Source organism: Chryseobacterium gwangjuense, assembly GCF_021311115.1.
GTDB lineage: Bacteria > Bacteroidota > Bacteroidia > Flavobacteriales > Weeksellaceae > Chryseobacterium > Chryseobacterium gwangjuense.
Genome location: NZ_JAJTNP010000006.1, coordinates 299,549 through 326,540, shown reverse-complemented (window position 1 = coordinate 326,540; position 26,992 = coordinate 299,549). Strand labels below are relative to the sequence as shown.

At 33.8% G+C, this 26,992-nt stretch carries 26 protein-coding genes, 1 other RNA gene and 1 pseudogene; 14 read left to right on the top strand and 14 right to left on the bottom strand.

Annotated features, from left to right (window positions below; translation table 11 throughout):
- Positions 1 to 18: 18 nt before the first annotated feature.
- On the bottom strand, positions 19 to 708 hold the full coding sequence (locus tag LV842_RS13870) for an ABC transporter ATP-binding protein (protein ID WP_233112032.1): 690 nt from the start codon (positions 706 to 708) through the stop codon (positions 19 to 21).
- A 430-nt stretch (positions 709 to 1,138) separates the two neighbouring features.
- On the opposite strand from LV842_RS13870, the gene LV842_RS13865 reads away from it, so the two are divergent.
- From LV842_RS13865 to LV842_RS13845, 5 genes are all read left to right on the top strand, one after another.
- Positions 1,139 to 2,113 (top strand): ribonucleotide-diphosphate reductase subunit beta, encoded by a 975-nt coding sequence (locus tag LV842_RS13865; protein ID WP_233112031.1) that lies wholly within the window; start codon positions 1,139 to 1,141, stop codon positions 2,111 to 2,113.
- 50 nt (positions 2,114 to 2,163) lie between these two features.
- Positions 2,164 to 2,538, top strand: a complete 375-nt coding sequence (locus tag LV842_RS13860) for a hypothetical protein (RefSeq protein ID WP_233112030.1) — start codon at positions 2,164 to 2,166, stop codon at positions 2,536 to 2,538.
- Between the two features lie 45 nt (positions 2,539 to 2,583).
- Positions 2,584 to 4,251, top strand: a complete 1,668-nt coding sequence (locus LV842_RS13855; RefSeq protein WP_317207300.1) for a ribonucleoside-diphosphate reductase subunit alpha — start codon at positions 2,584 to 2,586, stop codon at positions 4,249 to 4,251.
- A gap of 369 nt (positions 4,252 to 4,620) precedes the next feature.
- Positions 4,621 to 5,511 (top strand): DUF72 domain-containing protein, encoded by an 891-nt coding sequence (locus LV842_RS13850; RefSeq protein WP_233112028.1) that lies wholly within the window; start codon positions 4,621 to 4,623, stop codon positions 5,509 to 5,511.
- Between the two features lie 192 nt (positions 5,512 to 5,703).
- On the top strand, positions 5,704 to 5,928 hold the full coding sequence (locus tag LV842_RS13845; protein ID WP_233112027.1) for a hypothetical protein: 225 nt from the start codon (positions 5,704 to 5,706) through the stop codon (positions 5,926 to 5,928).
- Positions 5,929 to 6,044: 116 nt separating this feature from the next.
- Here LV842_RS13845 and LV842_RS13840 read toward each other — a convergent pair whose 3' ends face one another.
- The 6 genes from LV842_RS13840 to LV842_RS13815 form a co-directional block, all read right to left on the bottom strand.
- Positions 6,045 to 6,581: a hypothetical protein gene (locus LV842_RS13840; protein WP_233112026.1), complete on the bottom strand. Its 537-nt coding sequence runs from the start codon at positions 6,579 to 6,581 to the stop codon at positions 6,045 to 6,047.
- A gap of 89 nt (positions 6,582 to 6,670) precedes the next feature.
- Positions 6,671 to 7,315, bottom strand: a complete 645-nt coding sequence (locus tag LV842_RS13835; RefSeq protein ID WP_233112025.1) for an HD domain-containing protein — start codon at positions 7,313 to 7,315, stop codon at positions 6,671 to 6,673.
- Positions 7,308 to 8,153, bottom strand: a complete 846-nt coding sequence (locus tag LV842_RS13830; RefSeq protein ID WP_233112024.1) for an alpha/beta hydrolase family protein — start codon at positions 8,151 to 8,153, stop codon at positions 7,308 to 7,310. The genes LV842_RS13835 and LV842_RS13830 overlap by 8 nt, the downstream gene beginning before the upstream one ends.
- A gap of 112 nt (positions 8,154 to 8,265) precedes the next feature.
- Positions 8,266 to 8,907 carry a DUF4241 domain-containing protein gene (locus tag LV842_RS13825; RefSeq protein ID WP_233112023.1) on the bottom strand — a complete coding sequence of 214 codons (642 nt, stop codon included), beginning with the start codon at positions 8,905 to 8,907 and terminating at the stop codon, positions 8,266 to 8,268.
- Between the two features lie 11 nt (positions 8,908 to 8,918).
- Positions 8,919 to 9,278 (bottom strand): GIY-YIG nuclease family protein, encoded by a 360-nt coding sequence (locus tag LV842_RS13820; RefSeq protein ID WP_233112022.1) that lies wholly within the window; start codon positions 9,276 to 9,278, stop codon positions 8,919 to 8,921.
- A 75-nt stretch (positions 9,279 to 9,353) separates the two neighbouring features.
- Positions 9,354 to 11,969, bottom strand: a complete 2,616-nt coding sequence (locus LV842_RS13815) for a valine--tRNA ligase (RefSeq protein ID WP_233112021.1) — start codon at positions 11,967 to 11,969, stop codon at positions 9,354 to 9,356.
- Between the two features lie 128 nt (positions 11,970 to 12,097).
- Here LV842_RS13815 and LV842_RS13810 point away from each other — a divergent pair, with 128 nt between their 5' ends.
- The 3 genes and pseudogenes from LV842_RS13810 to LV842_RS16130 all read left to right on the top strand — a co-directional run.
- On the top strand, positions 12,098 to 12,586 hold the full coding sequence (locus tag LV842_RS13810) for a DUF1573 domain-containing protein (protein ID WP_233112020.1): 489 nt from the start codon (positions 12,098 to 12,100) through the stop codon (positions 12,584 to 12,586).
- A gap of 122 nt (positions 12,587 to 12,708) precedes the next feature.
- Positions 12,709 to 13,578 (top strand): PPK2 family polyphosphate kinase, encoded by an 870-nt coding sequence (locus LV842_RS13805; protein WP_233112019.1) that lies wholly within the window; start codon positions 12,709 to 12,711, stop codon positions 13,576 to 13,578.
- Between the two features lie 3 nt (positions 13,579 to 13,581).
- Positions 13,582 to 14,196: pseudogene (locus LV842_RS16130) on the top strand (CPBP family intramembrane glutamic endopeptidase); the annotation flags it as partial.
- A gap of 149 nt (positions 14,197 to 14,345) precedes the next feature.
- Here the strand turns inward: LV842_RS16130 and rnpB are convergent.
- An RNA gene (rnpB, locus tag LV842_RS13800) (RNase P RNA component class A) lies at positions 14,346 to 14,670 on the bottom strand.
- A gap of 161 nt (positions 14,671 to 14,831) precedes the next feature.
- Between rnpB and LV842_RS13795 the strand changes: the two genes are divergently transcribed.
- The 3 genes from LV842_RS13795 (at position 14,832) to LV842_RS13785 (ending at position 17,674) form a co-directional block, all read left to right on the top strand.
- Positions 14,832 to 15,323, top strand: a complete 492-nt coding sequence (locus tag LV842_RS13795; RefSeq protein ID WP_233112018.1) for an RNA polymerase sigma factor — start codon at positions 14,832 to 14,834, stop codon at positions 15,321 to 15,323.
- Positions 15,316 to 15,990, top strand: a complete 675-nt coding sequence (locus LV842_RS13790; RefSeq protein WP_233112017.1) for an MFS transporter — start codon at positions 15,316 to 15,318, stop codon at positions 15,988 to 15,990. Before LV842_RS13795 ends, LV842_RS13790 begins: the two co-directional genes overlap by 8 nt.
- Before the next feature lie 61 nt (positions 15,991 to 16,051).
- Positions 16,052 to 17,674 (top strand): AMP-binding protein, encoded by a 1,623-nt coding sequence (locus LV842_RS13785; protein WP_233112016.1) that lies wholly within the window; start codon positions 16,052 to 16,054, stop codon positions 17,672 to 17,674.
- Between the two features lie 50 nt (positions 17,675 to 17,724).
- Here the strand turns inward: LV842_RS13785 and rpoN are convergent, their stop codons facing one another.
- The 4 genes from rpoN to LV842_RS13765 form a co-directional block, all read right to left on the bottom strand.
- Complete coding sequence (gene rpoN / locus LV842_RS13780) at positions 17,725 to 19,188, bottom strand: RNA polymerase factor sigma-54 (RefSeq protein WP_233112015.1); 1,464 nt, start codon at positions 19,186 to 19,188, stop codon at positions 17,725 to 17,727.
- A 158-nt stretch (positions 19,189 to 19,346) separates the two neighbouring features.
- The gene (gene asnS / locus LV842_RS13775) at positions 19,347 to 20,795 is read right to left on the bottom strand and encodes an asparagine--tRNA ligase (RefSeq protein ID WP_233112014.1); all 1,449 of its coding nucleotides are present in this window, start codon (positions 20,793 to 20,795) and stop codon (positions 19,347 to 19,349) included.
- Between the two features lie 136 nt (positions 20,796 to 20,931).
- Positions 20,932 to 21,531 carry a CDP-alcohol phosphatidyltransferase family protein gene (locus LV842_RS13770; protein ID WP_233112013.1) on the bottom strand — a complete coding sequence of 200 codons (600 nt, stop codon included), beginning with the start codon at positions 21,529 to 21,531 and terminating at the stop codon, positions 20,932 to 20,934.
- A 2-nt stretch (positions 21,532 to 21,533) separates the two neighbouring features.
- Complete coding sequence (locus LV842_RS13765; protein WP_233112012.1) at positions 21,534 to 22,082, bottom strand: hypothetical protein; 549 nt, start codon at positions 22,080 to 22,082, stop codon at positions 21,534 to 21,536.
- 104 nt (positions 22,083 to 22,186) lie between these two features.
- On the opposite strand from LV842_RS13765, the gene LV842_RS13760 reads away from it, so the two are divergent.
- From LV842_RS13760 to LV842_RS13750, 3 genes are all read left to right on the top strand, one after another.
- Positions 22,187 to 23,113, top strand: a complete 927-nt coding sequence (locus LV842_RS13760; protein WP_233112011.1) for an XRE family transcriptional regulator — start codon at positions 22,187 to 22,189, stop codon at positions 23,111 to 23,113.
- Between the two features lies 1 nt (position 23,114).
- Positions 23,115 to 23,915: a helix-turn-helix domain-containing protein gene (locus LV842_RS13755; protein ID WP_233112010.1), complete on the top strand. Its 801-nt coding sequence runs from the start codon at positions 23,115 to 23,117 to the stop codon at positions 23,913 to 23,915.
- Between the two features lie 82 nt (positions 23,916 to 23,997).
- Positions 23,998 to 25,641, top strand: a complete 1,644-nt coding sequence (locus LV842_RS13750; RefSeq protein WP_233112009.1) for a serine hydrolase domain-containing protein — start codon at positions 23,998 to 24,000, stop codon at positions 25,639 to 25,641.
- Positions 25,642 to 25,723: 82 nt separating this feature from the next.
- Here LV842_RS13750 and rimM read toward each other — a convergent pair whose 3' ends face one another.
- Both rimM and LV842_RS13740 read right to left on the bottom strand, forming a co-directional pair.
- Positions 25,724 to 26,266, bottom strand: coding sequence for a ribosome maturation factor RimM (gene rimM / locus LV842_RS13745; RefSeq protein ID WP_233112008.1), 543 nt, complete (start codon positions 26,264 to 26,266; stop codon positions 25,724 to 25,726).
- An 11-nt stretch (positions 26,267 to 26,277) separates the two neighbouring features.
- Positions 26,278 to 26,841 (bottom strand): 30S ribosomal protein S16, encoded by a 564-nt coding sequence (locus tag LV842_RS13740; RefSeq protein ID WP_233112007.1) that lies wholly within the window; start codon positions 26,839 to 26,841, stop codon positions 26,278 to 26,280.
- Positions 26,842 to 26,992 lie beyond the last annotated feature (151 nt).

The following is a 26,992-nucleotide window of genomic DNA, read 5'->3' as shown; positions in this document are numbered from 1 at the left end:
TTAAATTTTCAAATTGATCTATAAAACCAATTGTTTTATAAACCCGTCACTTTCTATAATTCCGTCTTTCAGGATTACATTTCTTTTGGTTTGTGCAGCCACATCAGGTTCGTGAGTTACCACAATGATCGTCTTTCCGTCATTGTTAATCTCCTGAAGCAATTTCATAATGTCGTGCGTCGTTTTTGAATCAAGCGCACCGGTAGGCTCATCAGCTAAAATCACTTTAGGATCCGTAATCAAAGCTCTTGCAATAGCAACTCTTTGTTTCTGACCTCCGGAAAGCTCATTCGGAAGGTGATCTGCCCACTGAGCAAGACCTACTTTTTCCAAATATTCCATTGCCCTCTGATTCCGCTCTTTTCTTGATACATTTTGGTAGTATAATGGAAGCGCCACATTTTCTAAAGCTGTTTTGTACCCGATCAAATTAAAAGATTGAAAGATAAAACCTAAAAACCTACTTCTGTATTCTGCAGCTTTTACCTCAGACAAATGTTCGATAGGAACGCGATCCAATTCATAAGTTCCTGAATCTTTTTCATCCAAAATACCTATTATATTAAGAAGAGTCGATTTTCCGGACCCCGAACTTCCCATAATAGAAACAAATTCTCCTTCGTCAATATTAAGGTTAATCCCTTTGAGAACGTGTAATTTACTCTTACCCGTGTCGTATGACTTATGTAAATTCTGAATTACTAACATTAAGTGATTTTCATTTTGTTTTCTTATAAGTAGAAGATATTTTTATTTTGTTACAAGAATTACAATTAATTAAAATATTTAATTGTTTAATAAGTAAACAACTAAAAAACAATGATTTACAAAATAATGTTTAATTAAAACCATTCCAAACCATTTAAATTTAAAAGCTAAGTATCTCGAAACCAATGGTAGAGCAAGTTCCTAACAAATGTGGAAAACTTTTAGCTTTAAAATTCAAACATTTAAGCTTTCCCCCTTTCAAAATAGGTTCCTGTTTTCTAACTTTGTGCATCGCTGGTCACAAGAGATGAAGGAAAATCCAAGTGGATAAGTTTACAAAACAACCATTTGATATTCAATCCATTATTCATCTTTTGAATGTTATTCACACGGATCGTTTTTGTAAAATTTTAAAAGACATTATTTTAATATGGGAATTTTTGATAAAAGAGTAAGTTATAAGCCATTCGAATATCCGGAGGTTCTTCAATTCGTAGAAGCGATCAACAAATCGTTTTGGGTACATTCGGAAGTAGACTTTACTGCAGATGTTCAGGATTTTCATTCACAATTGGAACCCCATGAAAAACATGCAGTAAAAAACGCATTGTTGGCTATTGCACAAATTGAGGTATCTGTAAAAACATTCTGGGGAAATCTATACAACCACCTTCCAAAACCGGAACTTAACGGTTTAGGAGCTACTTTTGCAGAATGTGAATTCCGCCACTCAGAAGCTTATTCAAGACTTTTGGAGGTTCTGGGATATAACGAAGAATTTGCAAACGTAATAGAAATTCCTGCTGTAAAAAAGAGAATTGATTTCTTATCAAACGTTTTGAAACACGCGAATTCTGCAACGCCGAAAGAGTATGTTTCATCTCTTCTATTATTCAGTATTTTGATTGAAAACGTTTCTCTTTTCTCACAATTTGCAATCATCCTTTCTTTCACAAGATTTAAAGGATATATGAAAAACGTTTCTAATATTATTGCCTGGACTTCTGTTGACGAACAAATTCATGCTAATGCTGGAATTTATTTAATCAACAAAATCCGTGAGGAACAACCTGATCTTTTAACTGATTCTGATATTGAAGACATCTATACTTTGGTAGATCAATCGGTAGAACTGGAAGGCGAAATCCTTGACTGGATCTTTGAATTAGGTGAATTAAGCGTTTTCTCAAAAGAAGACTTATTAAATTTCATGAAATACCGTGTTGATGACAGTTTGAAGAAAATCAACATGAAAACAAAATACAATGTCTCTCCTGAACAATACAGACCGATGGTTTGGTTCGAAGAGGAAGTTTTTGCGAATTCCATGGATGATTTCTTTGCAAAAAGACCGGTAGATTATACAAAACACGATAAGAGTATTACTGCGAACGATCTTTTCTAAAATTTAAATTTTTAGAAGCGAGCGTCAAAGCAGTTAGCATTAAAGGTGTCATGCTGAGCGGAGTCGAAGCATCTTTAAAAACAGATTCCACGTTCCTTAAGAATGACAGTCTGTTTAAAATAAAAATCAAGCACAAAATGATTAATGTAATTGTAACCTATACTGTAAAACCGGAATTCGTTCCGGAAAACAAGATAAATATTCAAAAGTTTTTAGATGATTTCAAAAATCTAAACCCAGAAACATTTGAATATAAAGTATATGTAAAAGAAGATGGTATTACATTTTTACATTATTCCAATTATATCAATGAAGAGGTACAGCATGAGGTTCTGAATGTTCCGTCTTTTAAAGAATTCCAAAGATTAAGAGATGAAAGTGGACTAAACGGTTCACATAAAGTAGAAATTTTACAAACAGTATAAAAAACAAAATTCCGAAGCACTCAACCTGTTTCGGAATTCGAAAATATAAAGACTATGGAAGAACAAAACAACAATATATGGTGGCTCAATGAAGAATCTGAGCAAATGCTTAACAGAGGATATCTTCTAAAGGGAGAAACAGTAGACGGTGCTATCGAAAGAATCACTACTGCTGCTGCCAAAAAACTATACAAACCTGAACTTCAGCCCGCATTCAAAGAAATGATTACCAAAGGCTGGATCAGTTTCTCATCTCCTGTTTGGGCAAATATGGGAACACAAAGAGGTCTTCCTATTTCTTGTTTCAACGTTCATATTCCGGACAGCATTGAAGGCATTACTCACAAAATGGGTGAAGTGATCATGCAGACAAAAATCGGAGGAGGAACTTCAGGATATTTCGGAGAACTTCGTAACAGAGGAACTGCCGTTACAGACAACGGAAAATCATCGGGAGCTGTTTCTTTCATGAAGCTTTTTGATACGGCAATGGATGTCGTTTCTCAAGGTGGGGTAAGAAGAGGTGCGTTTGCAGCTTATCTTGATATCGACCACGGAGACATTGAAGAATTCTTATCGATTAAAGACATCGGAAGTCCGATCCAGAACTTATTTACAGGAGTTTGTGTTCCGGATTACTGGATGCAGGATATGATTGATGGCGATATGGAAAAACGTAAAGTTTGGGCAAGAGTGCTGGAAAGTCGTCAGCAAAAAGGTCTTCCGTATATTTTCTTTACCGATAACGTAAACAGAAACAAACCTCAGGTTTACAAAGACTTAGGAATGCCTGTAAATGCAAGTAACCTTTGTTCTGAAATCATGCTTCCTTCTACAAGAGAAGAGTCGTTCATCTGCTGTTTATCATCAATGAACTTAGAGTTATACGACGAATGGAAAGATACAAATGCTGTACAATTAGCAGTTTATTTCCTTGATGCCGTTTTAACTGAGTTTATCGAGAAAACTGAAGGAAACTATTATCTTCAGGGAGCAAGAAACTTCGCTATGCGTCACAGAGCGCTTGGATTAGGAGTTTTAGGTTACCATTCTTATTTACAGAAAAACATGATTCCGTTCGAAAGTTTTGAAGCCACTCAATTCAATGCAAGAGCTTTCAGACATATTAAAGAACAGGCAGAAATAGCTTCAAGAGAACTTGCCAATATTTATGGTGAGCCAGAATTACTGAAAGGATACGGATTGAGAAATACCACTACAATGGCCATTGCTCCTACCACTTCAAGTTCTGCGATTTTAGGACAAACTTCTCCGGGAATCGAACCATTTGCTTCTAACTATTATAAGGCTGGTCTTGCAAAAGGAAACTTTATGCGTAAGAACAAATATTTAGCAAAATTGCTGGAAGAAAAAGGTCTTGACAACGAAGAAACATGGAGAACCATCATGTTGAATCACGGTTCAGTTCAGCATTTGAAAGAATTAACTGACGAAGAAAAAGCAGTATTCAAAACATTTAAAGAAATTTCTCCGATGGAGATCATTTCTCAGGCTGCACAAAGACAGCAATATATTGATCAGGCCCAGTCATTGAACTTACAAATTCCTTCTACAATGCCCGTAAAAGATGTCAACTATCTTTATATTGAAGCATGGAAAAAAGGAGTAAAAACACTATATTATCAAAGAAGCTCTTCAGTTTCTAAGGAACTGATGGTGAATTTTGTTAGCTGCTCAGCTTGTGAAGCATAGCAAATAACTGACTATTAAAAATAACTAGCTAAGCCGCAGAAATATTCTGCGGTTTTTTATTTTCACAAATGCAATAGAGGCAGGAAAATACATTCCGTCTACAGTTTTAGCTTTAAAAATTGCAAAATATTTTGATAAAAAAGTGGAAGATATTTTTTTACTTGAAAATAACGATTAGTTATAATCAAAACTAAATATTATTAGCAAAAAACCATAGAAATTCTGTGGTTTTTTATTTAATTTTGCATCTAATCAAATGAAATAAACAATTTTTACAGGAAAAAAGTAGCAATTTACAAGTATTAAAAAGAATAAATAACAATATTAAGCTCTTAAATTCTTAAATTCGCTATAGACAAAAATATTCTTATGAAATTCGGACAAGTTGAAGACCCCTCACAAATAGATTTCACTCTACCAAAAGATCATCCAAGAACAAAAGATATTTTAAAGCAAAACAAAAAAGGCTTAGAAAACATCTCCATCGGATGCGCCAAATGGAATAAAACAGATCTAAAAGGCTTTTATCCAAAGGGGACAAAAGATGAGCTTTCCTATTATTCTACGCAATTTAATTCTATTGAACTGAATGCCACTTTCTACGGAATGCCAACTCCGGAGCAGGTACAAACCTGGAAGGAAAAAACACCGGCAGATTTTAAGTTTTTCCCCAAAATTACCAATACGGTTTCCCACTTCAGAAGATTACTAAATATTGATGATGTGGTGACACAGTTTGCTTCAGCGGTTCTGAATTTTGATGAAAAATTAGGAATGGTTTTTCTTCAGCTTCATGACAATTTTAAGCCTAAAGATTATGAAAGGTTAGAAAAATTTGTCAATAATTGGCCTCAGGAAGTACCGTTAGCCGTCGAGTTAAGAAATACAGACTGGTTCAGTGATGAGGAAATTCTTAACAAAACCTGTGATCTTTTTGAGCAGAATAATATCACCAACATTATAGTAGATACAGCCGGAAGACGAGATATGCTTCATATGAGACTGACTACTCCAAATGCTTTTATCAGATATGTAGGAGCTAATGCTGAAAGTGATTATGAAAGACTGGACGACTGGCTGGAACATCTGACCAAATGGAAAAAAGAAGGACTTCAGAATCTTTACTTCTTTGTACATCAGAACATTGAAAAAGCATCTCCTCTTTTATCTGCTTATTTCATAAAAAAAATGAACGAAGAGTGGAAAACTGAACTGAAACTCCCTCAAATGGCAACTGAAAATATGCAAACGCTTTTTTAGTTCACAAAAATCAATTCATCAAAACAACATTATTAATTAAAAATAAATAAAATTTAGCTCAAGAAAACAACAAGTTAGCAACAAAAAAACTCAAAAAACTCGACAATAAAAATATATTTTGAATATTTAGAAAATTCACTATATTGTGATCACATAAATCACACTAATGTAGAGTTATTAAAAACTAAAACCATGGAAAACGAAATTTGTACAATCACCCTCACAGGAGATCAGCCGGAGCAGTATACCTTCTACAGTGACAATACTATAAAGAAGGTAGATAATACCGACCATCAGAAACCATTAATAGAATGGTTGAATCCTAAACAAATAAACAAACATAATAAAGACAGAATTATCAGAAGCTGTCCGGAAGATGTAAAAGAAATTGTAATGCAGATTCTAGATTATCCTTAAGTAAGGAACAATCAAACAACTGCTTATTTTAAATCGAAATCAACCACATAAACATATATAGACTTTACGCAAAAATTGCGGATAGAAAAACAGATGTTTATGTGGTTTAAACATTTTTAGACCGCTCTGCCCAATTTATTTTTTCTCAGGAATAAAGAAAGATTTAAGAATAAAAGAAGGAGATTCAAGGTTACTAAAACCCCAATTTTAGTATTCTCCTGATGATAGGTTTCTACTTCTTTTTTTGCAATATCAGACAGCTTTACACTTTGATTGATATAATTCTGTACTTCAATCATCTGATCAATATTTTTATTCGGAACCGCATGCTGAGAAAAGTAAACAGCATTCTTTTTTCCCAGATAACCGATAATCCAATATTCATCAGAAGTATCCATTTTCAGATATTCAATTCTGTAATATTCGGGACGAATCCTGCCTAAATGCATCACTTCAAGAGCATTATTTTTATCAATCCTGTTTACATTAATCACATAAAAATCCAAAGACTGAGGAAGCTTATTGATCAATTGCAAGGCAACAGCATTCTGTACAACACCGATTGAGCTTTTTTTGATAAACCAATAGGTAAAAAGAGAAATGGAAAAAACCAGTGCTACTGCTCTGAAGATCTTTGCCCACCCCGATCTCACCTTTGATAAAAACAGCGAAATTATAAGAGTAATTAATATGATAAAAAGTAGGTACCCCATATTACAAAGATAGTCAATTAAGAAATCTTCTAATCAACATTCCATTCCTTATAAAACTGATCAAGGAACTTAAGCATAAAATCATGCCTTTCCTCTGCTATTTTCTTTCCTTCAGAAGTATTCATAAAGTCCTTTAGCAAAAGGAGTTTTTCATAGAAGTGATTAATTGTTGTTCCGTTAGACTTTTTATATTCTTCCTTAGACATATTAAGACTCGGCTGAATATTCGGATCGTACATCGGATTATTTTTAAAACCTCCGAAATTAAAGGTTCTGCCGATTCCGATGGCTCCGATGGCGTCAATTCGGTCTGCATCCTGAACGATTTTAAGCTCGATAGGGAGATTTTCAGGAGCTTCTCCTCTATTCTTAAATGAAATATTTTTGATCACAAATAGAACCTGTTCAATAATATTTTCAGGAGTATTCTGACTTTCTAAAAATTCGCGAGAGATTTTCAAAGCCAATGTTTCATCTCCATTATGAAATTTAGGATCTGCAATATCATGTAATAATGCTGAAAGTTCTACTACCTCAACGTTACACTCTTCCTTTTCAGCAATTTTCTTAGAAAGTTTCCAGACTCTTTCGATATGAAACCAGTCATGCCCCGCTTCTGCTCCTTCTAATTTTTCTTTTACAAATTGTATCGTGTTATCAATCAAATTATTCATTTACCAGTTCTTTTAAAATAATTTCCCAAAGTTTTTTATTATAACTTCTGAAAAAATTAACATGCCCAATTTCTCCTTTTTCCGATTCAGAGGTTTTTACGATTCTATAGGTTGGCTTAAGATTCGAATACGTATCTTCCAATAAGCTTCTCACCCCTTTTTCAGTAAGCCATGCATCATCTTCTGCGCGGATTACAAATACTTTCTGCGTTAATTTTTTAGAATAGTCCTCTATTTTATCCAACAATCTGTTAGTAGATTTCTTGTTCAAAATTAAGGTTCTCCAGTCATAAGCGCAATTTTTTGGAAGACTTTCTCCTAAACCAAACCAATTTGCCGGAAAATATCCTAAAAGCTCCGTAAAGAGAGGTTGTGCTACCCCAAATCCAAAAAAGGCTTCTGCCCTAGTCTGCCATTTCAAATTTCCTACAAAAGCATTTTGAGTGCCTACAAAAACAAATTCCTTAAATATCTCAGCATCTTGATTCATTCCTAAAATCAGTGCGCCAACAGAATGTCCCAAACAATATTTTGTGTATGTCGAAAATTCTTCCTGCAGATAATCTGTAAGGGCTTTAAAATCTTTCGTTCCCCAAGTTCTCATCGAGGCTTTGAAATGCTTCATTTTTAAAGGCTTTGAAAGACCAATCCCGGCATAATCATAAGTAATCACAGTAAACCCTTGTTCTGCCAGAAAATGAGCAAAAGAAAAATAAACCTGCTGCTTTACTCCTGTCGCCGAATTAATCAGCAAAACCTTTCGGTTACTTTTTTCAGGAATAAAAACATGAACTGCTAGATTTACGCCATCCTCAGTTTTAAGAATAATTTTTTCCATAAAACAATAAAAAGTCCACTTCAAAAATGGACTTTTTATTTTAAAATATTTTATCTGAAATCTTTATTTCAGTATGCGGCAAATAGTTGTTTAAACTTATACAAATCAAATACTAACCTACAAGCACTTCTATGAACTCAGTTACAATTTTTACAGGTTCTCCGTTTTTGTTATACCCTATGTAACTTGCATAAAATCCTTCTCCATATCCTGTTTCAAAGGCAAAAATAGTTCCCGAATGTTCTTCTGAAGGTTTTAAAAATGCATACTGGTCTATTGCACCGTTTTCATCAAAGAAATACTCATGAAAAAACTCTTCATAAATCCCCATGAAATCAACTCCTTTGCTTTTGTATAATTTCTGTTCTAATTCATTAAGATTGTTTTGCGTATCAACATCCATAAAACAGCCCATTCCGCTTTCTACAGGATATCCAAAAACTTCTCCTTCAGCTAAATCTTTTACATTTTGTCCAACTGTTGTCGCCATTTTCCATTCAGAAATTTCCGAATTACTGAAAATAATTTCGGCATACGCCACACAATTGCTTTCTCTTTCTTTGTGTAATAAAACAGAAAAATCTCCTTTTGGAAATTCCGTTGCAAAAGGCTGCATATCATTTGTAATCAAAGGATCACAAGACACCAGCTTTCCACTTGAAAGATAGATCTTCCCCACTTCGAAGCTTTCCAGTAATGGACTTTCTACAAAGTTTTTTGAGAATAGTTTTTGTATATTTTCTAGGTGTGTCATTTTAATTTCAATTAATTTTCTCCAGTGTCAGGCTGAGCGGAGTCGAAGCCTCCTTTATCTTGTTCAAAATTATCAGAATGACTTTCATTTTTACAAATTGACAAGTCTTTTAATTTCTCCCAATTATCATTTATAATGGCTTCTTTCTTTTTTCGGTTCCAACCTTTCACTTGTTTTTCAAATGCTATGGCTTGAAGTACATCATTAAATTCATAAAAGAAGACAAGTTCAACAGGTCTTCTTTTATGAGTATAACTTTCAGGGTATTTTCCAGATTGATGCTGAGCCAGCCTCACTTCAAGGTTATTCGTAATCCCTGTATAATAAGAATTGTCTGAACATTTTAAAATGTACAAGAAATACTGTTCCATTTTTATTTTAAACAGGCTTCGACTCCGCTCAGCCTGACATCCCGACAATTTTACGTTTAATGATCCAAGACCAATCTACAAACTCTTCAGCTTCTCTTCCAAAATTGCAATTTTATCAAGCGCATCTTTTTGCTTTTTACGCTCAACTTCTACAACTTCAGGTTTTGCATTGGCTACAAACTTTTCGTTTGAAAGTTTTTTATCAACAGAGATCAGGAATCCTTTTAAATATTTCAATTCTTCTTCTGTCTTGATTTTTTCTTCTCCTAAATCTAGGTTTTCACTTAAAGGAATAGAAACTTCTGTTGCACCTACCAAGAATGTAAAACTAGGTTTATCAGTTTTTGTACCAAAATGAATTTCAGAAACGTTTGCTAATTTTTTAATAACAGATTCGTTTGCGAATTCTGAAGCATTGGTATATACTTCAGCAGCTTCTCTTGGAGAAATTCCTTTTGTCTGACGGTAGTTTCTAATTCCTGAAATAATTTCTGCCGCAGCATCGAAGTTTTTAATGATAGTCTCATCAAATGTTTCTGCTTTTTTCTGCTGAGAAATCATTAGTGCATTCTCAATACTTCTTTCAGAAATGGTCTGCCATAATTCTTCTGTTAAGAAAGGCATAAACGGATGCAATAACTTCATTAATTCTTCAAAGAAGTAGATTGTTTTATTATACACCTCTTTAGAAATTCCTTCTCCGTAGTTGGGTTTAATTGCTTCCAGATACCAAGCACAGAAATCATCCCAGATCAGTTTATAAATCAAATGCAAAGCATCAGAAATTCTGAATTTTTCAAACTGATCATTAATCTCAACAATCGTTTTATTCAATTTATTTTCAAACCATTCGATCGTTTCTATTTCTGTTGTATTGGCAGGTTTATCTTCATGATTCCACATGTTAATCAAACGGAATGCACTCCAGATTTTCGTCATGAAGTTTCTTCCCTGAAGCATTAAATCTTCATCAAAAAGAAGGTCATTTCCGGCTGCAGAACTCAATAAAATCCCTACACGAACACCATCTGCTCCATATTTATCCATCAGTTCCAACGGATCCGGTGAATTTCCTAAAGATTTTGACATCTTTCTTCTCTGCTTATCCCTTACAATTCCTGTAAAATAAACATTTTTGAACGGAACTTCTTTTCTATATTCCAATCCGGCCATGATCATTCTGGCAACCCAGAAGAAGATAATATCCGGACCTGTTACCAAGTCTGATGTCGGATAATAATAATTGATGTCTTTATTTTCAGGATCTAGCAATCCATCAAAAACTGACATTGGCCACAACCAAGATGAGAACCATGTATCAAGAGCGTCTTCGTCTTGTTTTAGGTTCGAGATTTCGAGATCCGAGTTTCCAGTTTTTTCTTTAGCCAAAGCTAAAGCATCTTCGATGTTTTCTGCAACTACGAAATCATTTTCTCCATCACCATAATAATACGCAGGAATCTGTTGTCCCCACCAAAGCTGACGGGAAATATTCCAATCGCGGATGTTTTCCATCCAGTATTTGTACGTATTTTTAAACTTCTCAGGATAGAACTTCACCTCATCATCCATTACAACATCTAAAGCCGGTTTTGCAATTTCAGACATTTTTAAGAACCACTGAACAGAAACTTTCGGTTCGATAACCGCACCAGTTCTTTCAGAAGTCCCTACTTTATTTACATAATCTTCTGCTTTCAGTAAAAGATTTTTTTCTTCTAATTCTTTTGCGATTTGTTTTCTTACATCAAATCTGTTTTTTCCGGCATAATGTAAACCGTAATCGTTAAGATTTCCGTCATCATCCAAAGCATCAATCATCTGAAGATTGTGTTTTTGTCCGATTTCGTAGTCATTGATGTCGTGAGCAGGCGTAATTTTCAAAGCTCCCGTTCCGAATTCAATATCAACATATTCGTCCTCGATGATCGGAATAACTCTGTCAACGATCGGTACAATAACTTTTTTACCTTTTAAATGAGCATATCTCTCATCATTAGGATTGATACAAACGGCAGTATCCCCGAAAATAGTTTCAGGACGTGTTGTAGCCACCGAAAGGAATTCTTCCGAACCTTCGATTTTATATTTCAGGAAATATAATTTTCCGTTTTGTTCTTTAAAGATTACTTCTTCGTCAGAAATATTGGTTTTCGCCTCAGGATCCCAGTTTACCATTCTGTACCCACGATAAATCAATCCTTTGTTATAAAGATCAACAAAAGATTTTATTACCTGCTGAGAAAGTTTAGGTTCCATGGTGAAACGGGTTCTGTCCCAATCGCAAGAGCAACCTAGTTTTTTCAACTGCTCAAGAATAGTTCCTCCGTATTTATCAGTCCAGTCCCATGCGTGTTTTAAGAATTCTTCGCGGGTAATATCAGACTTACTGACCCCTTCTGATTTCAGTTTAGCAACAACTTTAGCTTCAGTAGCAATTGAAGCGTGATCTGTTCCCGGAATCCAACAAGCATTGAAGCCCTGCATTCTTGCACGACGAACCAGAACATCTTGAAGGGTATTATTCAGCATATGCCCCATGTGTAAGATCCCCGTAACGTTCGGTGGAGGAATTACAACAGTGTAAGGCGGCTTGTCATTCGGCTCTGAATGGAAGTATTTGTTTTCCAACCAGTAATTGTACCACTTTTGTTCTGTTTCCTGTGGATTGTACTTTTCTGAAATCTGCATAAATTCTATTACTTTAATTTACAATTTGCAAAAATAGTCTAAAGAAAAAAAATTTTAAGTATGAATTAAAATAATTTTTAACTTTGTTTCTTAAAATTTATCTAACTACATATTTAATATTCAAGAATATGAAAAAATTAATTGCAGGAATTGCATTATTTGGAACATTTGCGATTGCATCTGCTCAGACTATTACATTTGACAAAACTACTTTTGACTATGGTATGATTAAGCCAGGTTCTGATGGAACAAGATTCTTCACTGTAACGAACACTGGTGATAAGCCTTTGATTATTTCAAACGTAAAACCATCTTGCGGATGTACAACTCCTGAATTCAGCCAAGACCCAATTTTACCAGGAAAATCTGCTAAAATTAAAGTAGGTTACAATACAGCTAATGCAGCTCCTTTCAACAAAATGATTGAAGTATTTTCTAACGACCCAGTAAACAGCAGAAGTGTAATTTACATTAAAGGGGACGTAAATGCTAATGCTCCAGATCCAAAACCATTAACTCCTGCTGAGTTAAAAGAAAAGGCGAAAGCTGAAAAAAAAGCAGCTAAGATTGCTAAAAGAGAAGCTAAGAAAGCAGCAAATACTGCAGTGCAAAAATAATCTCTACTCAAAAAAATAAAAAAACCGTCTCCGTGGAGACGGTTTTTTTATTACATTTATACTAGACTTACTTTCAAATATGAGTCTAAATCAAGTTTTAACACCATTAACCTACAAAATATATGGACACTAATTTCTCTGACGATTTTCTCATTAAAGGCAATTTTTCTATAAAAAAAGTTTCAACAGAATATAAAGGAAAACTTACCAAAGAAGACGGAGAGCGACTATTGATTCTTGAAAAAGAAAAGCTTCGGGAACTTCAGGAAAAATTATATTCAGACGGAAGCCAATCTCTTTTAATTATCCTTCAGGCTATGGACGCTGCCGGAAAAGACAGTTTAATAGAACATGTTTTCGGTGGAGTAAATCCACAAGGATGCAACGTGACAAGCTTTAAAACTCCAAGTTCAAAGGAATATTCTCACGACTTTTTATGGAGACAATATTTAGCATTACCACAAAAGGGAATAATCGGTATTTTCAACCGTTCGCATTACGAAAGCGTTTTAGTGTGCAAAGTACATCCTGAGTATAATTTAAGTGAAAAAACATGGAAGTCTGTAAAAGATTTTGATAATAAATTCTGGGAAAACCGCTACGAAAGCATCCGTAATTTTGAAAAGCACCTTTCTCAAAACGGAACCACCATTATCAAAATATTCTTAAATGTTTCTAAAGGCGAACAAAAGAAAAGATTTCTCGATCGGATTGATGAACAGGAAAAAAACTGGAAATTCTCTTTAGGTGATCTTCCTGAAAGAGCTTTATTTGATCAATATATGAAATGTTATGAAGAGGCTATTAACGAAACTTCAAAAGATCACGCACCGTGGTATGTTTTACCGGCAGATGATAAATGGTTTGCCAGAGTAGCTGCTATTCAAATCATTATTGATACCCTTGAAAAAATGAATTTAAAATATCCTAAGCTTTCGGAAAAAGACAGACAGGGCTTGCAGGAAGCGAAGAAACAATTAGAAAACGAATAAAATATGACAATTTGGAGGGCAATTATAATATCATTGATATTTTTATTTTTTGGTTTTTTAATTTATTCTTTATTAGATATATTAAGGTTGTTTATAAATTTAAGTCATTACAGCTACAATTTCTACCAAATATTTATAAATATTATATCTCAAATCTGTTCATTTTTTATAATTAAAAAAATATTCTTTTCTAAAGAACAACTATCCTTACAGAAGCCTTCTACTAATTTTTATATTTTTATTGTATTATCTTTATTTATTGTTGGAGATCTTACTTTTCAATATGGATTTAATAATATTCAGGATATCATTTTTAAGAAAAATACTATGAGTGATACAAATGGAGGAAATATTCCCTTTTCATATTTTGTATTAAGATTGATAAAAGGTTGTGTAGTTGCTCCGCTAGTTGAAGAATTATTTTTCAGAAAATTTATTCAGGAAAATTTATCTAAACGTTATACTAATACATTTGCATTACTAAGTGCAAGTATTTTATTTTCCTTATACCATACAGATTTAAGTTCTTTTTTTCAAATTTTTATTTTGGGAATAAGCTTAGGTATTGTGTTTCAGGAAACCCATAGAATTGAATATTCCATCATTTTTCATTCTGTTTCAAACTTTATTATATATTCATTTAACTATTATTATAGGGAAGAAAGTCTCCAAAATAGCTATAATAATTTAATTTATGTAATAATGGGATTAGTAACAATAATGTTTGGGATCTGGATTTTAAAAACGAAAAAAAAATTATATAAAAAATCACGAGAAAATCTATAAGCCGGATTTTGTACTTCCGAAGAAGTGCCTGTTATTTATCTGCGTCTTACATTGCTGCAAAACTTTAGCTGATTACCCCTCGGCTTTCAGAGCGAGCAACTCCTATTTTCATTACTGAAAAGAACCGATATACTTATCATTGCACTACAAAGAGTTTACCTGGTTTCACTACAGCCGAACTGTACCTGCTTTCTGTTGCACTTGTCCTACCCTCGCGGGTGACGGATGTTATCCGCTTTGCTGCTCTATAGTGTCCGGACTTTCCTACCTCCCGATAAACGGGAAATCAACAAGCCGATTTTCTCGTGGCTGCAAAGATAACAAAATGTGAATTGTAAATCGTCAATTAAATTCTTTGTCAATTTAAAACTTTGACTTTCTAAAAAAGATTCATTATTCACTTACGAAGTAAAATTGACAATTGACTTATTATTATTATCTTCGTGCAACTAAATTACATATCCTCATTGGCTTCAAAAGAAAAAGAATTTGCGCAACTTATTAAAGATAATCAGGGATTGATTATCAAAGTTTCGCGTCTTTACACCAATTCTTTGGAAGATGAAGAAGATCTTTTTCAGGAAATTGTCTTACAGCTTTGGAGAAGCTATGGCTCTTTTAAAGGAAATTCCAAAATTTCTACCTGGATGTATCGTGTCGCTTTAAATACTGCCATTACCCTTTTCAGAAAAAAAAGTAAAAGCCCGCTTACCAATGAGCTGGATATTAATCACAAAGATTTTGTAGAGGATGATGATGAAAAGCAACAGCAGATCTCTCTTTTATACACTGTGATTAAGACCCTTCCCAATATAGAGAGAGCCATCGTCATGATGTATCTGGATGATTTGCCTTACAAGGATATTGCAGAAAACCTCGGGATCACCGAAGTAAATGCGCGTGTGAAAATGAACAGATTAAAGAAAACCCTTAAAGAAAAGATGGAAAAACATGCCTGAATTTGATTTAGATAGCTTTAAGAAAACATGGCAAGAACAGCCTGTTCAGGAAAAATATGACAACACTGAAATTCTTCAGATGCTGAATAAAAAGTCACGTAACTATGTGAAGTATATTTTTTGGATCAGCGTTGTTGAATTATTATTCTTTTCCGGTATCGGTTTATTTTATCTCTTACAGAATGAAGAATCCAACAGTTTCTTAAAACTTTTGGAACGACTGGGGGCGCAAAAAACTCCGGAAATTATTGCGAGTTTTGATACGATTTATTTTGCCATAAAGATCTTAAGCTTGCTTGTTACCGCCTATTTTGTTTTTAAATTCTATCAAAATTATCGAAAAATAAAAATTGAAGAAAATTTAAAAGGGCTTATTACTCGTATTATTAAATTTAAAACTACTGTAAATGCTTTCATTTTTATAAGCATCGCTATATTAATCGCCTTTATCATCACATTCACAGCATTTATTTTTTATGCCATGAATTCTCAAAACATAGAACCTAAAAGCTCAGACCTTATGGTAGTAATTGTGGTGATTATACTTAGTACAGTACTCTGTGTATTGCTTATCTGGCTCTATTACAAACTTGTTTACGGAATCATCATCAGAAAACTCGACAAAAATTTAAAACAACTGAAAGATATAGATTCTCAGGAAATTTAGTTTCCTTACCTGCCATAGATAAAGATATAATTGTTAATTTTATTTTATCAAATCTTAATCTATGCCTTTATCTTATGTTCATGGTGCTTCTGACATTCCGTTGTTGGGACAAACTATTGGAGCCAATCTAAAGAACACTGTAGAAAAATTTCCGCACCAGGAAGCTTTAATTTGCGTCCATCAAAATTATCGCGCCACTTATCAGGAATTTTATAACCAAACCACTGCCGTTGCAAAAGCACTTATATTTCTTGGAGCAAAAGCAGGGGATCGCATCGGAATCTGGTCTACCAACCGCTACGAATGGGTTCTTTTGCAGTATGCCACAGCAAGAATTGGTGTTATTCTGGTCAACATAAACCCTGCGTACAGGACCAGTGAGCTGATCTTTGTGATCAACCAGTCTGAAATGTCACATATTTTCTCTTCGTTAGCTTTTAAATCCAGCGATTATAAAAATATGATTGCTGATGCAAAAGAATTCTGTACAACTTTAAAATCAGAGGTATTCTTTGATGACAATTGGGAAGATTTTTTGAATAACGGACAGGAAATTTCCGATGATATTTTACATAGTTTTGAAGAGCATGTACAATTTGATGACCCTGTGAATATTCAATACACTTCAGGGACAACAGGTTTTCCAAAAGGCGTAACACTTTCTCATCATAATATTTTAAATAACGGGTATTTTATCGGAATACGCTTAAAATACACGGAAAAAGACAGAGTTTGCATTCCGGTTCCTTTTTACCATTGTTTTGGAATGGTGATCGGAAATATCTGCTGTACGTCTCACGGCGCTTGCATGGTCATTCCCAACGATAGCTTTGATCCTGAAATCACCCTAAAAGTTGTTTCTGAAGAAAAATGCACTTCATTATATGGAGTTCCCACCATGTTTATCGCTGAATTAGCCGTAAAAGATTTTGATACTTTTGATTTTTCAAGTTTGAGAACCGGAGTAATGGCAGGTTCTGTTTGTCCGCCTGAAATCATGAAAAAAGTAGAAAACTTAATGAACATCAAAGAAATGAGTATCTGTTACGGAATGACAGAGACTTCACCTGTTTCTACTCAGACTTTAATTGGAACTCCCTTTGAAAAGCAAGTAAATACTGTAGGAACCGTTCAGAATCATTTAGAAATAAAAATTGTTGACGAAAACGGGAAAACACTTCAACGTGGTGAACATGGTGAATTGTGTACAAGAGGATATTCTGTCATGCTGAAGTATTGGAATGATCCCGAAAACACCAAAAAAGTTCTCGATGATTCGCGTTGGATGCATACCGGAGATATGGCCGTAATGGATAGAGAAGGTTATATTACGATTTCCGGAAGAATTAAAGATTTGATTATTCGTGGCGGAGAAAATATTTCCCCAAAAGAAATTGAAGATTTTTTATACACGTATCCTAATATTTTAGATGTTCAGATCATCGGTGTTCCGAGTGAAAAATTCGGAGAAGAAGTGATGGCTTGGGTAAAAGTAAGAAAAGGATTTAATGTAACTGAAGATGAACTTTTAAATTATTGTAAAGGAAGAATTGCTCATTATAAAGTACCTAAATACTGGAAGTTTGTGGAAGAATTCCCAATGACCATCTCAGGAAAAGTAAGAAAAGTAGAAATGAGAGAAGTTTCTATAAAAGAGTTAGGCTTAGACGATATAACTGAATAAATTTCAAACACAAAAAAAGCATTTCAATTGAAATGCTTTTTTATTATTTTTTAAAGTTCTTTTCTTAATCTTGCTACAGGAATATTCAACTGTTCACGATATTTTGCGATTGTTCTTCTTGCAATATTATAACCCTGTTCTTTTAAAATTACCACTAAAGCATCATCCGTTAATGGTTTTCTTTTATTTTCCTTACCAATAACTTCCTGCAGATGAGTTTTAATTTCTTTAGTAGAAACTTCCTCACCATCATCATTCGTTAAACTATCAGAAAATAAATCTTTAAGATATACGATTCCGTTTGGCGTATCTGCATATTTACTTTTAACCACTCTGGAAATAGTAGAAATATCAAAACCGGTAATATCTGCAATATCCTTTAAAATCATTGGTTTTAATGATTTCTCATCACCTGTAATAAAATAATCCTTCTGGAATTTTACAATTGCATTAATGGTTTGCAACAAGGTATTCTGACGCTGGTTAATGGCATCAATATACCATTTCGCCGCATCCAGTTTTTGTTTGATAAATAAAGCAGCCTGTTTGTGCTCTGCAGAGTTTTTATCATGAGAATACGTTGATAAAATATCTTTATATTCTTCAGAAACTCTTAAAGTCGGAGCATTTTTACTATTCAGCATCGGAATGACCTGTCCATCTTTTACCTGAATCGCAAAATCGGGAATAATCTCTTGATTAATTGTAATCGTCTGAGTATCAAAGTTCCCTCCTACTTTGGGAGATAATTTTGAGATTTCATCCAGTGCATCCTTCAGATCCTCTTCCTCAATATCATACTTCTGAATAATCTTATTATAATGTTTATTCGTAAGCGCATCAAACTGATGTCTTAAAATATTTGCGGCTAAAGAAACCGCTTTATCAGAACTTACCTTCTTTTCTATCTGTAAAAGAAGACATTCCTGCAGGCTTCTTGCTCCCACACCAGACGGATCAAGCTTTTGAATATAGTTTTCAAGAATATCCTCTACTTTTTCTTTCGTTGTATAAATCCCTTGAGAAAAAGCTAAATCGTCTACAATTGATTTAATTTCCCTTCTTAAATAACCATCTGTATCCAGATTTCCTATGACGTATTCTGCAATTTTCACATCTTCATTTGTAATATTTACAAGATGAATCTGTTCCATTAAATAATCATATAAAGACTGACCTTCCGTCAGAAGACTTTCATTATCAAATTCTTCATCATCAGGAGAATAGTTACTAGATGCTGTTTTATAGCTAGGTTCGTCATCATAAAGATATTCATTCACATCAAAATCTGTTTCAATGCTTTCTGTACCCTCATTCTCGTAAGAATCTTCCAAAGATGAGTAATCATCCTCTTTAGAATCTTCTTTTGCTATTTCCAACGCCGGATTTTCCTCTAACTCTCTCTCTAATTCCTCTTCAAATTCCAATGTGTGAAGCTGAATCAACTTCATCAACTGGATTTGCTGAGGCGCCAGCTTCTGTCCTAATTTGAGTTGTAAGTGTTGTTTAAGCATATTTGTCTTTGTGTTTTAACATAACATATTCTACGAATTTAATAAATTTATTTGTAGAATAATAATTTTTAGCACGATTTTTGTATTACAATACTTTATAATAAACTATTTAAATAAACGAAAAAGCCTTAAAAATTACTTTAAGGCTTTTTTTATTTTTAAAATTCTGCGTTTTTCGGTGTCCTTGGGAAAGGAATTACATCCCTGATGTTTGTCATTCCCGTTACGAAAAGAACCAGTCTTTCAAGCCCTAATCCAAATCCTGCATGCGGAACAGAACCGAATTTTCTGGTGTCTAAATACCACCATAGTTCATGCTCATCAACATGCATATCTGCCATTTTTTGCTTCAATACGTCTAATCTAGCTTCTCTTTCAGAACCTCCGATGATTTCTCCGATTCCAGGGAAAAGTACGTCCATTGCCGCAACTGTTTTATTATCATCGTTCAGTTTCATGTAGAATGCCTTGATCTCTTTCGGATAATCAAATAAAACTACCGGACTTTCAAAATGCTTCTCAACCAAATATCTTTCATGCTCAGACTGAAGGTCTGTTCCCCAGTTTTCAACCGGATACTGGAATTTTCCTTTCTTATTTTCTTTAGAGCTCATCAAAATCTCAATCGCTTCCGTATAAGAAACTCTCTTGAAACGTTTAGCAATTACATTCTGAAGTTTTTCGATTAATCCTTCTTTTGCTCTGTCTTTTTCAGGCTTAGATTTTTGTTCTTCTTCAAAACGCTTATCTAGGAATTCCAAATCATCTTTACAGTTATCCAACACATACTGAATCACATATTTTAAGAAATCTTCCGCAAGGTCGATGTTATCTTCAAGATTGTTGAACGCAACTTCAGGCTCAATCATCCAGAATTCTGCCAAGTGGCGCGTTGTGTTCGAGTTTTCTGCACGGAAAGTAGGTCCGAAAGTATAAATTCTTCCTAATCCCATTGCCGCCGTTTCTCCTTCAAGCTGTCCTGAAACCGTTAAGTTTGTTTTTTTACCAAAGAAATCCTGAGCGAAATCGATATCTCCCTGCTCATCTCTAGGAATATTGTTTAAATCAAAGTTGGTTACTCCAAACATTTCTCCCGCTCCTTCTGCATCAGCTCCTGTAATGACAGGCGTGTTGATGTAAAAGAACTGGTTTTGGTTAAAGAATGAATGTACCGCAAAACTTACTGCGTGACGCACTCTGAAAACCGCTCCGAACAAATTCGTTCTGAATCTTAAATGCGCCTGCTCTCTTAGAACTTCTAATGAGTGTTTTTTAGGCTGAAGAATTGTTTTATCTCTTTCTTCAGTAAAGTTATCTCCTAAAATAATAATCTTTTTAGCAATAATCTCTACAGTTTGTCCTGCTCCCTGACTTTCTACTACTTCTCCAACTACTTTCAAAGATGCAGCCGTACTGATTTTGTTAATAACTTCTTCGTCAAAATTTTCAAAATCAACAACAATTTGCAAATTATTAATCGTAGAACCATCATTAAGCGCTATAAAGCGATTTGAACGGAACGCTCTTACCCAACCGTAAACCGTAATGTCATGATGTAATACTTTCTTGTAATCCTGTAGGATTTCCTTAATGGTCTGCTTTTTCATTTGTCGATTATAAATTTTCGTATAAAAATTAATGAGTGCAAAGTTACAAAAAAACAGCGCAACTTGATGATTACACTGTCTTAATTAAAAAATGATTTATCAATTATTTAATGAAAAACGATGCTTTAAATAGTAATTAATTAAAGAAAATCGTCTTTTTTCTCTGTTTTCCGTTCCGGATTCTCCAGGCATGGTAAGAACTTGGAACATCATATTGCCATTTTGGGAGCAACAGAATAATCAAAATAACATCGATGTGAGAGATAAACCCCAAAACAACTGTTGTATAAAAAGCCCAACCCGCCTGCTGAAATCCGATTAAATAAGTAAAAGCAATAAGCAGACTCAACCCCCACATTTTCGACAAAAAAGCATGGGTACACGTTTCTTTCCCAAATTTCCAGATGCTGACAACATAACAAAGCGCTTCCATAACAAAGATTAAAAGAACTCCTTTCCATTCAGTTTTTATTAATTCAGGATTCAAAAAATAGGCTGCAAACCCTAGCGAAAGCCAGAAAACCAAATCGGTCTGACTGTCTAATCTTCGTAATTTTTCTGAGGAAACACCCACTTTCCGGGCAATAATTCCGTCAAAGATATCGGTTAATAATCCTAAATACATTACTATTAAAATTAAAAACCTGGATTCTTCACCCTGGAAATAAGCCAGTAAAAAGATGATGGGTGCCAGAATAAATCGTATGGATATTAAAATATAGGGTATTGTTTTCATGATTACATTTTTTTAAACATTAAATCATAATGAAAGGTTTTCCAATCGCTTATAATGATAAATACTCCATTGCAGAAAAAATAGTTGGTCTGGATATGAAGATTATTATTTTCATCTACGGTAAAACGAGATTTCTGAAAATTCCAGCCACCAAAAACCAATGGAATTCCTTCCAGCATAAATCTTTTCTCTTTTAAATATAAAAAACCATCATTTTTTAGTTTCACTTTCAAATCTTTATCAAATAATAATTTTTCTTTTTTATAAATTTTTACATTCAGATTTTTATCATTGATCATTTTTAGTTTCAGATTTATAGCTCTTGTATCATACTTATCCTTAAAAATGAACATATTCGTATTTCTGTCAAAAATATCAACAAGACCATTGATGTAACCCAACTGTCCATCAACAGGATAATTACTGTAATCTCCATCTATAGCGCTTAAATTATTTTTGTTTAAACCCACATTACTATTATCAACATTTTTGAAACCTGCACAACTAAACATCGTCAAGACGAGACATAGGCAAAAAAATATTTTTCTCATAATGATTATCTTAAAATTCTAAACCAAAATTATCTGTGAAAATCACAAATATGAATGCGAAAAAAAATTAAAATAAATTTCTAAATTTGTGAAAATCACAAAGCATGCATCAGGAACGTTTTCTCAAAGAAATTCGCAAAAAAATTGTCAACAAATCTTTGAATGACGAGATTGCCAATATTCTCAATATAAGCTATGATGCAGCACACAGAAGAACTTCCCTAAAAGCAAAATTCAGTTTTGAAGAAGCATTGGAACTGGCAAAATATTATCAGATCTCTTTGGATCAGTTCCTAACTTCAGATCATCAAATCTTGGCACAAAAAACTACTGCTGTAACTGAAACTGAAGATTTACAGTCTTTTTTTAAGAACAATCTGAACGTTTTTGAAAATTTACCTCTTGCTGACGGAATCACAATTTATTACTCCGCGAAAGACATTCCGTTTTTTTATACCCTTTCAGACACCTTACTTTCCCGTTTCAAAATTTATGTCTGGATGAATTTACTGAATGCCAAACAGGTTTTCGTTCCTTTTTTGCAGTTTTCTCCACCTCATTTTGAAGCCAACACACAGGAATTAAGGAAAAAATATGAAGAGCAAAACGTGATAGAATTATGGAATGACATGACCGTTTCCAGTATTTTACAACAGATCTCGTACTACTATGACACGAGACTTTTACAAAAAAACGAAGCGCAGATTATTTTAGAAGAATTAAAGGAATTAATTGTATATATTGAAGAAAAAACGGAAAACCATCCCAAATTTCATCTGTACGAAAATGAATTGATGCATCTTTCGAATGACATCTTTTTTCATCATCCACAACAGTCTCTTTTTGCTTTACCAACGAATATGTTTGGATATATTTTGATTAATGATGCCAAAACCTGTAGCGAAACAAAGAATTATTTTGAGCACCAGATTAAAAATTCAAAATCTTTAGGTACTTCCGGAAATCGCGACAGAAAAGTGTTTTTCAATAAGATGTATGAACAGATTGAAAATTTAAAACACAAACTCTAATATGAAAAACCTTCGTAATGGCGAATTTTTTGGGCAAACCCATGAAACACTCAGTTTCGATGGACTCACCTTTACAGACACAGAGTACACTCATTCTTTTGTAGACTGGCATTATCACGAAAATCCATATTTCACTTTTCTGCTTCAGGGAAATATGAGCGAAGGGAACAAAAAAGAAGTTTATGACTGTTCAGCAGGCACACTACTCTATCATCATTGGGAAGACGCCCATTATAATATAAAACCTGATGTTTTCACGCGAGGATTTCACATTGAAATCACGAAAGAATGGTTTGAAAAATTTCAGCTTTCAAAAGATCAGATTGAAGGAAGCTTTACTATTAAAAACCCAACTGTAAAATTACTTGTCTATCAGATTTTCAAAGAAACAAAACTGAATGATGACTCATTCAACCTGTCTATCAATCAACTTGTATTGAATATTTTCGATCAATTACCCCATCAAAAAAACAACTCAGATAAAAAACCGGTTTGGGTGAAGCAAATTGATGAGATTTTACATGAAAATTGTACGGAACAATTGAATTTGACAGCACTTTCTAAAAACCTGAACATCCATCCCATGCATTTGAGTCGTGACTTCCAAAAGCATTTTCAATGTAATCTGGGAGAATATCTTAGGAAATTAAAAGTTGAAAAATCTTTAAAACTTTTGAATGAGTTTGAATCTTTATCCGAAGTTGCTTTGGAATGCGGATTTTCAGATCAGAGTCATTTTATTCGCTGTTTTAAAGAAAATATTGGGATTACTCCTTTGAAATACAAAAAGCTTTTAAAATAAATTTCAGGCTAATTTTCAAATGTTAATTTCATTCTATTTTTCCCCACAATCACTTTATATTTTTGTTTAGATAAAATTGACAATGAAACACATCATCCTATTTCTTTTAATTTTCACTTTCAGCCTGTCTTTAAGCCAGACTCAAAATATTATTGAACCTGAGAAAATTGAAAACCCCGTTCAGAAAGATTATTTAAATACAATTGTTTTCCTGGAAAAAGCAATTCCTTTAGGAAATATAAAAGCAACTGATTTTCAGAAAAAAATCCTATTTCAGGAAGATCAGAATTTCGATATTCGTGTTTTTCTTGACAATTCTTTGATTAATTATTTACATCAGCTTGAACCTTCTTTGTCTGCAGATGATTTGCTTAAAAAAGGAAACTATCAATTCAGTTTCTTTGTTGATGGAAAACTAGTCTATACTGAAAATCTAAATTCAGGAGCAGGAACAGCAGAAAACAAAAAAGTCAAGACAAGTTTCAGACTTCCTCTTCTCAGTAAAACAAATGAAGATTCCTGGGGAAGGTATTTGTGGATGAGATTTTATCTAATAAATGGTGGAATTGATGCTTTAGAAACGGGAAGTCATACGTTAAAAATTGAAATTAAACCTTATCTGAAAACATCAACATTGAAAGTTGGAAATGTGATTGCTCAGGGAGAAGTTCAATTGATAATTCCTAAAAAAGATATTTCAGAAGATCAGATTGCAGTCCAAAAAATCGCACCCAATAGAGACTGGAAGATCTCTGAAGAAAAATTTAATCAGGAAAAAATTAGACTTTTAAACCAAAAAATTGCAGAAAACAGATTCCGCGATATCACGGGAATTGTTGTCATCAAAAATGAAAAACTGTTGTTGGAAGAGTATTTTAATGGATACAAAAGGGATAGTTTGTATGACACTCGTTCCGTCGGTAAATCTTTTTCTTCAGTACTGATGGGAATTGCAATAAAAGACGGCTATATTAAAAATGAAAATCAAAATCTGAGAGAATTCTATGATTTAAAAAAGTTCAACAATTACACTCCTAAAAAAGATAGTGTAACTATTAAGAGTTTACTGACGATGAGTTCAGCGTTTAATGGAAACGATCAAGATTACGACTCTCCCGGAAACGAAGAAAATATGTATCCAACGGATAATTGGATAAAATTTGTTCTGGATTTACCTATGACAGAAAACAAAATCGGAAAAAACTGGAATTATTTCACAGCCGGAGTCGTTCTAACAGGTGATATTTTGGATAAATCAGTACCAAAAGGATTGGAAAATTATGCTCACCAAAAACTCTTTCAACCTTTGGGAATCACGAATTATAAATGGCAGTTCACTCCTCAACAAAAGCCTTCTTTAGCCGGAGGATTAAGAATGAAGGCCTTGGATTTCGCAAAATTCGGACAACTTTATAAAAACAATGGGGTCTGGAAAGGAAAAACCATAATAGATAAAAACTGGGTCAAAAAGACTTTCACTAATTATTTCGCTGATAATAAAGACTTTGATGGTTATGGATATCTATTTTGGAGAAAAGTGTATACAGTCGGAAATAAAGAATTTGAAACGTATCAATCCAACGGAAATGGTGGAAACAAAATTATCATATTCACGAAAATTCCACTCGTGATAGTAGTTACAGCAAAAGCCTACAACAAACCTTATGGTCATTCACAGGTCGATAAAATAGTACAAGAATATTTATTACCCTCCGTTTATGAGTAATAAGTAATGAGTAATAAAAAATAATGAAAAGTGAACCGTGAGTTTGCGTTCTCAGCTCATTTACTTTCTTGGCAAAAGAAAATTATTCGTCTTTCTTAGAAGGAACTAAAAAGACATCGATAAGACCTTCAGGAAGCTGCATTTTAATACATCTTTCTTCTCTGTTTACTTCAAGAATCCAGTCTTTGATCATAGGAATTACCACTTCTTTTCCGTCAAGATTTGTGATGAAATAAACTTGTGCCGTCTGATCATTTACTGATCTTATGACTCCACAGTCATTATCATGTTCATCAAAAATAGTGTATCCTATAATTTCGTGATAATAGAATTGCTTTCCTGAGAGTTTCGGTAATGAAGTTAAAGGTAAATACACATCTTTACCCAAAGATTGGTCTACTACCGCTTCAGTAGAATTTTTGAAAGCAATATTAAGAGCATCCAGTTTGCTCCAAGATGATTTTGCAATAAAAAAAGGAACCAATAATCCGTTGATTTCAACGAATATTGATTCCAGTTTATTATAAAGCTCGGGTTGATCGGTATCCAACTTAAGGATAACATTTCCCGCAAGTCCGTGTCTGCGTGTGATTTTTCCTAATAAATAGCAATCTTCTTTACGCATACAGAGGTTTCTTAAGCTTCAGTGTTTTCTTCTGTAGATTCAGCAGCAGCTTCTCCTTCAGTAGCTTCTGTAACTTCTTCAGCAGGTGCATTTGCAGCCTCTTCAGCAGCTTTAGCATCAGCTTCAGCTTGTGCAGCAGCAGCAAGTCTAGCTTCGTTTACTTTTACTTCAGCTTCCAAAGCAGCTTTTTTAGCATCAGCTTTAGCAGTTGCTAAACCTTCTACTTTACCTTGTACTTTAGTATCCTTAGCTTCTAACCAAGCATTGAATCTTTTTTCAGCTTCAGCTTCATCAAATGCTCCTTTAGCAACACCACCTTGTAAGTGTTTTTTGTAAAGTGCACCTTTGTAAGAAAGGATAGCTCTTGCAGTATCAGTTGGCTGAGCACCGTTGTTTAACCACTGTACAGCAGCATCAACGTTCAAATCGATAGTTGCAGGGTTAGTAATTGGGTTGTAAGTTCCTAGTTTTTCGATGAATCTACCATCTCTTCTAGCTCTAGAATCTGCAACCACGATGTGGAAGAAAGGCTTACCTTTTTTACCGTGTCTTTGTAATCTGATTTTTACTGACATAATGTTGTGAATTTTACGGGAACTCGTCCCAGTTAATTATTTAAGAGTGCAAAGGTAATAAAAAAATTCAATCCCCCATAATAAAATTACTTTCCGAAAGAATTAACTTACTATTTTCATCTACAATACCTTTATTTGCTAAAAAAATTAG

What these genes read in the sequence shown, in the direction of transcription:
- LV842_RS13870 (WP_233112032.1), bottom strand. Translation starts at nt 708, where the DNA reads ATGTTAGTAATTCAGAATTTACATAAGTCATACGACACGGGTAAGAGT.
- LV842_RS13865 (WP_233112031.1), top strand. Translation starts at nt 1,139, where the DNA reads ATGGGAATTTTTGATAAAAGAGTAAGTTATAAGCCATTCGAATATCCG.
- LV842_RS13860 (WP_233112030.1), top strand. Translation starts at nt 2,164, where the DNA reads ATGCTGAGCGGAGTCGAAGCATCTTTAAAAACAGATTCCACGTTCCTT.
- LV842_RS13850 (WP_233112028.1), top strand. Translation starts at nt 4,621, where the DNA reads ATGAAATTCGGACAAGTTGAAGACCCCTCACAAATAGATTTCACTCTA.
- LV842_RS13845 (WP_233112027.1), top strand. Translation starts at nt 5,704, where the DNA reads ATGGAAAACGAAATTTGTACAATCACCCTCACAGGAGATCAGCCGGAG.
- LV842_RS13835 (WP_233112025.1), bottom strand. Translation starts at nt 7,315, where the DNA reads ATGAATAATTTGATTGATAACACGATACAATTTGTAAAAGAAAAATTA.
- LV842_RS13830 (WP_233112024.1), bottom strand. Translation starts at nt 8,153, where the DNA reads ATGGAAAAAATTATTCTTAAAACTGAGGATGGCGTAAATCTAGCAGTT.
- LV842_RS13825 (WP_233112023.1), bottom strand. Translation starts at nt 8,907, where the DNA reads ATGACACACCTAGAAAATATACAAAAACTATTCTCAAAAAACTTTGTA.
- LV842_RS13820 (WP_233112022.1), bottom strand. Translation starts at nt 9,278, where the DNA reads ATGGAACAGTATTTCTTGTACATTTTAAAATGTTCAGACAATTCTTAT.
- LV842_RS13815 (WP_233112021.1), bottom strand. Translation starts at nt 11,969, where the DNA reads ATGCAGATTTCAGAAAAGTACAATCCACAGGAAACAGAACAAAAGTGG.
- LV842_RS13810 (WP_233112020.1), top strand. Translation starts at nt 12,098, where the DNA reads ATGAAAAAATTAATTGCAGGAATTGCATTATTTGGAACATTTGCGATT.
- LV842_RS13805 (WP_233112019.1), top strand. Translation starts at nt 12,709, where the DNA reads ATGGACACTAATTTCTCTGACGATTTTCTCATTAAAGGCAATTTTTCT.
- LV842_RS13790 (WP_233112017.1), top strand. Translation starts at nt 15,316, where the DNA reads ATGCCTGAATTTGATTTAGATAGCTTTAAGAAAACATGGCAAGAACAG.
- LV842_RS13785 (WP_233112016.1), top strand. Translation starts at nt 16,052, where the DNA reads ATGCCTTTATCTTATGTTCATGGTGCTTCTGACATTCCGTTGTTGGGA.
- rpoN (WP_233112015.1), bottom strand. Translation starts at nt 19,188, where the DNA reads ATGCTTAAACAACACTTACAACTCAAATTAGGACAGAAGCTGGCGCCT.
- asnS (WP_233112014.1), bottom strand. Translation starts at nt 20,795, where the DNA reads ATGAAAAAGCAGACCATTAAGGAAATCCTACAGGATTACAAGAAAGTA.
- LV842_RS13770 (WP_233112013.1), bottom strand. Translation starts at nt 21,531, where the DNA reads ATGAAAACAATACCCTATATTTTAATATCCATACGATTTATTCTGGCA.
- LV842_RS13765 (WP_233112012.1), bottom strand. Translation starts at nt 22,082, where the DNA reads ATGAGAAAAATATTTTTTTGCCTATGTCTCGTCTTGACGATGTTTAGT.
- LV842_RS13760 (WP_233112011.1), top strand. Translation starts at nt 22,187, where the DNA reads ATGCATCAGGAACGTTTTCTCAAAGAAATTCGCAAAAAAATTGTCAAC.
- LV842_RS13755 (WP_233112010.1), top strand. Translation starts at nt 23,115, where the DNA reads ATGAAAAACCTTCGTAATGGCGAATTTTTTGGGCAAACCCATGAAACA.
- LV842_RS13750 (WP_233112009.1), top strand. Translation starts at nt 23,998, where the DNA reads ATGAAACACATCATCCTATTTCTTTTAATTTTCACTTTCAGCCTGTCT.
- rimM (WP_233112008.1), bottom strand. Translation starts at nt 26,266, where the DNA reads ATGCGTAAAGAAGATTGCTATTTATTAGGAAAAATCACACGCAGACAC.
- LV842_RS13740 (WP_233112007.1), bottom strand. Translation starts at nt 26,841, where the DNA reads ATGTCAGTAAAAATCAGATTACAAAGACACGGTAAAAAAGGTAAGCCT.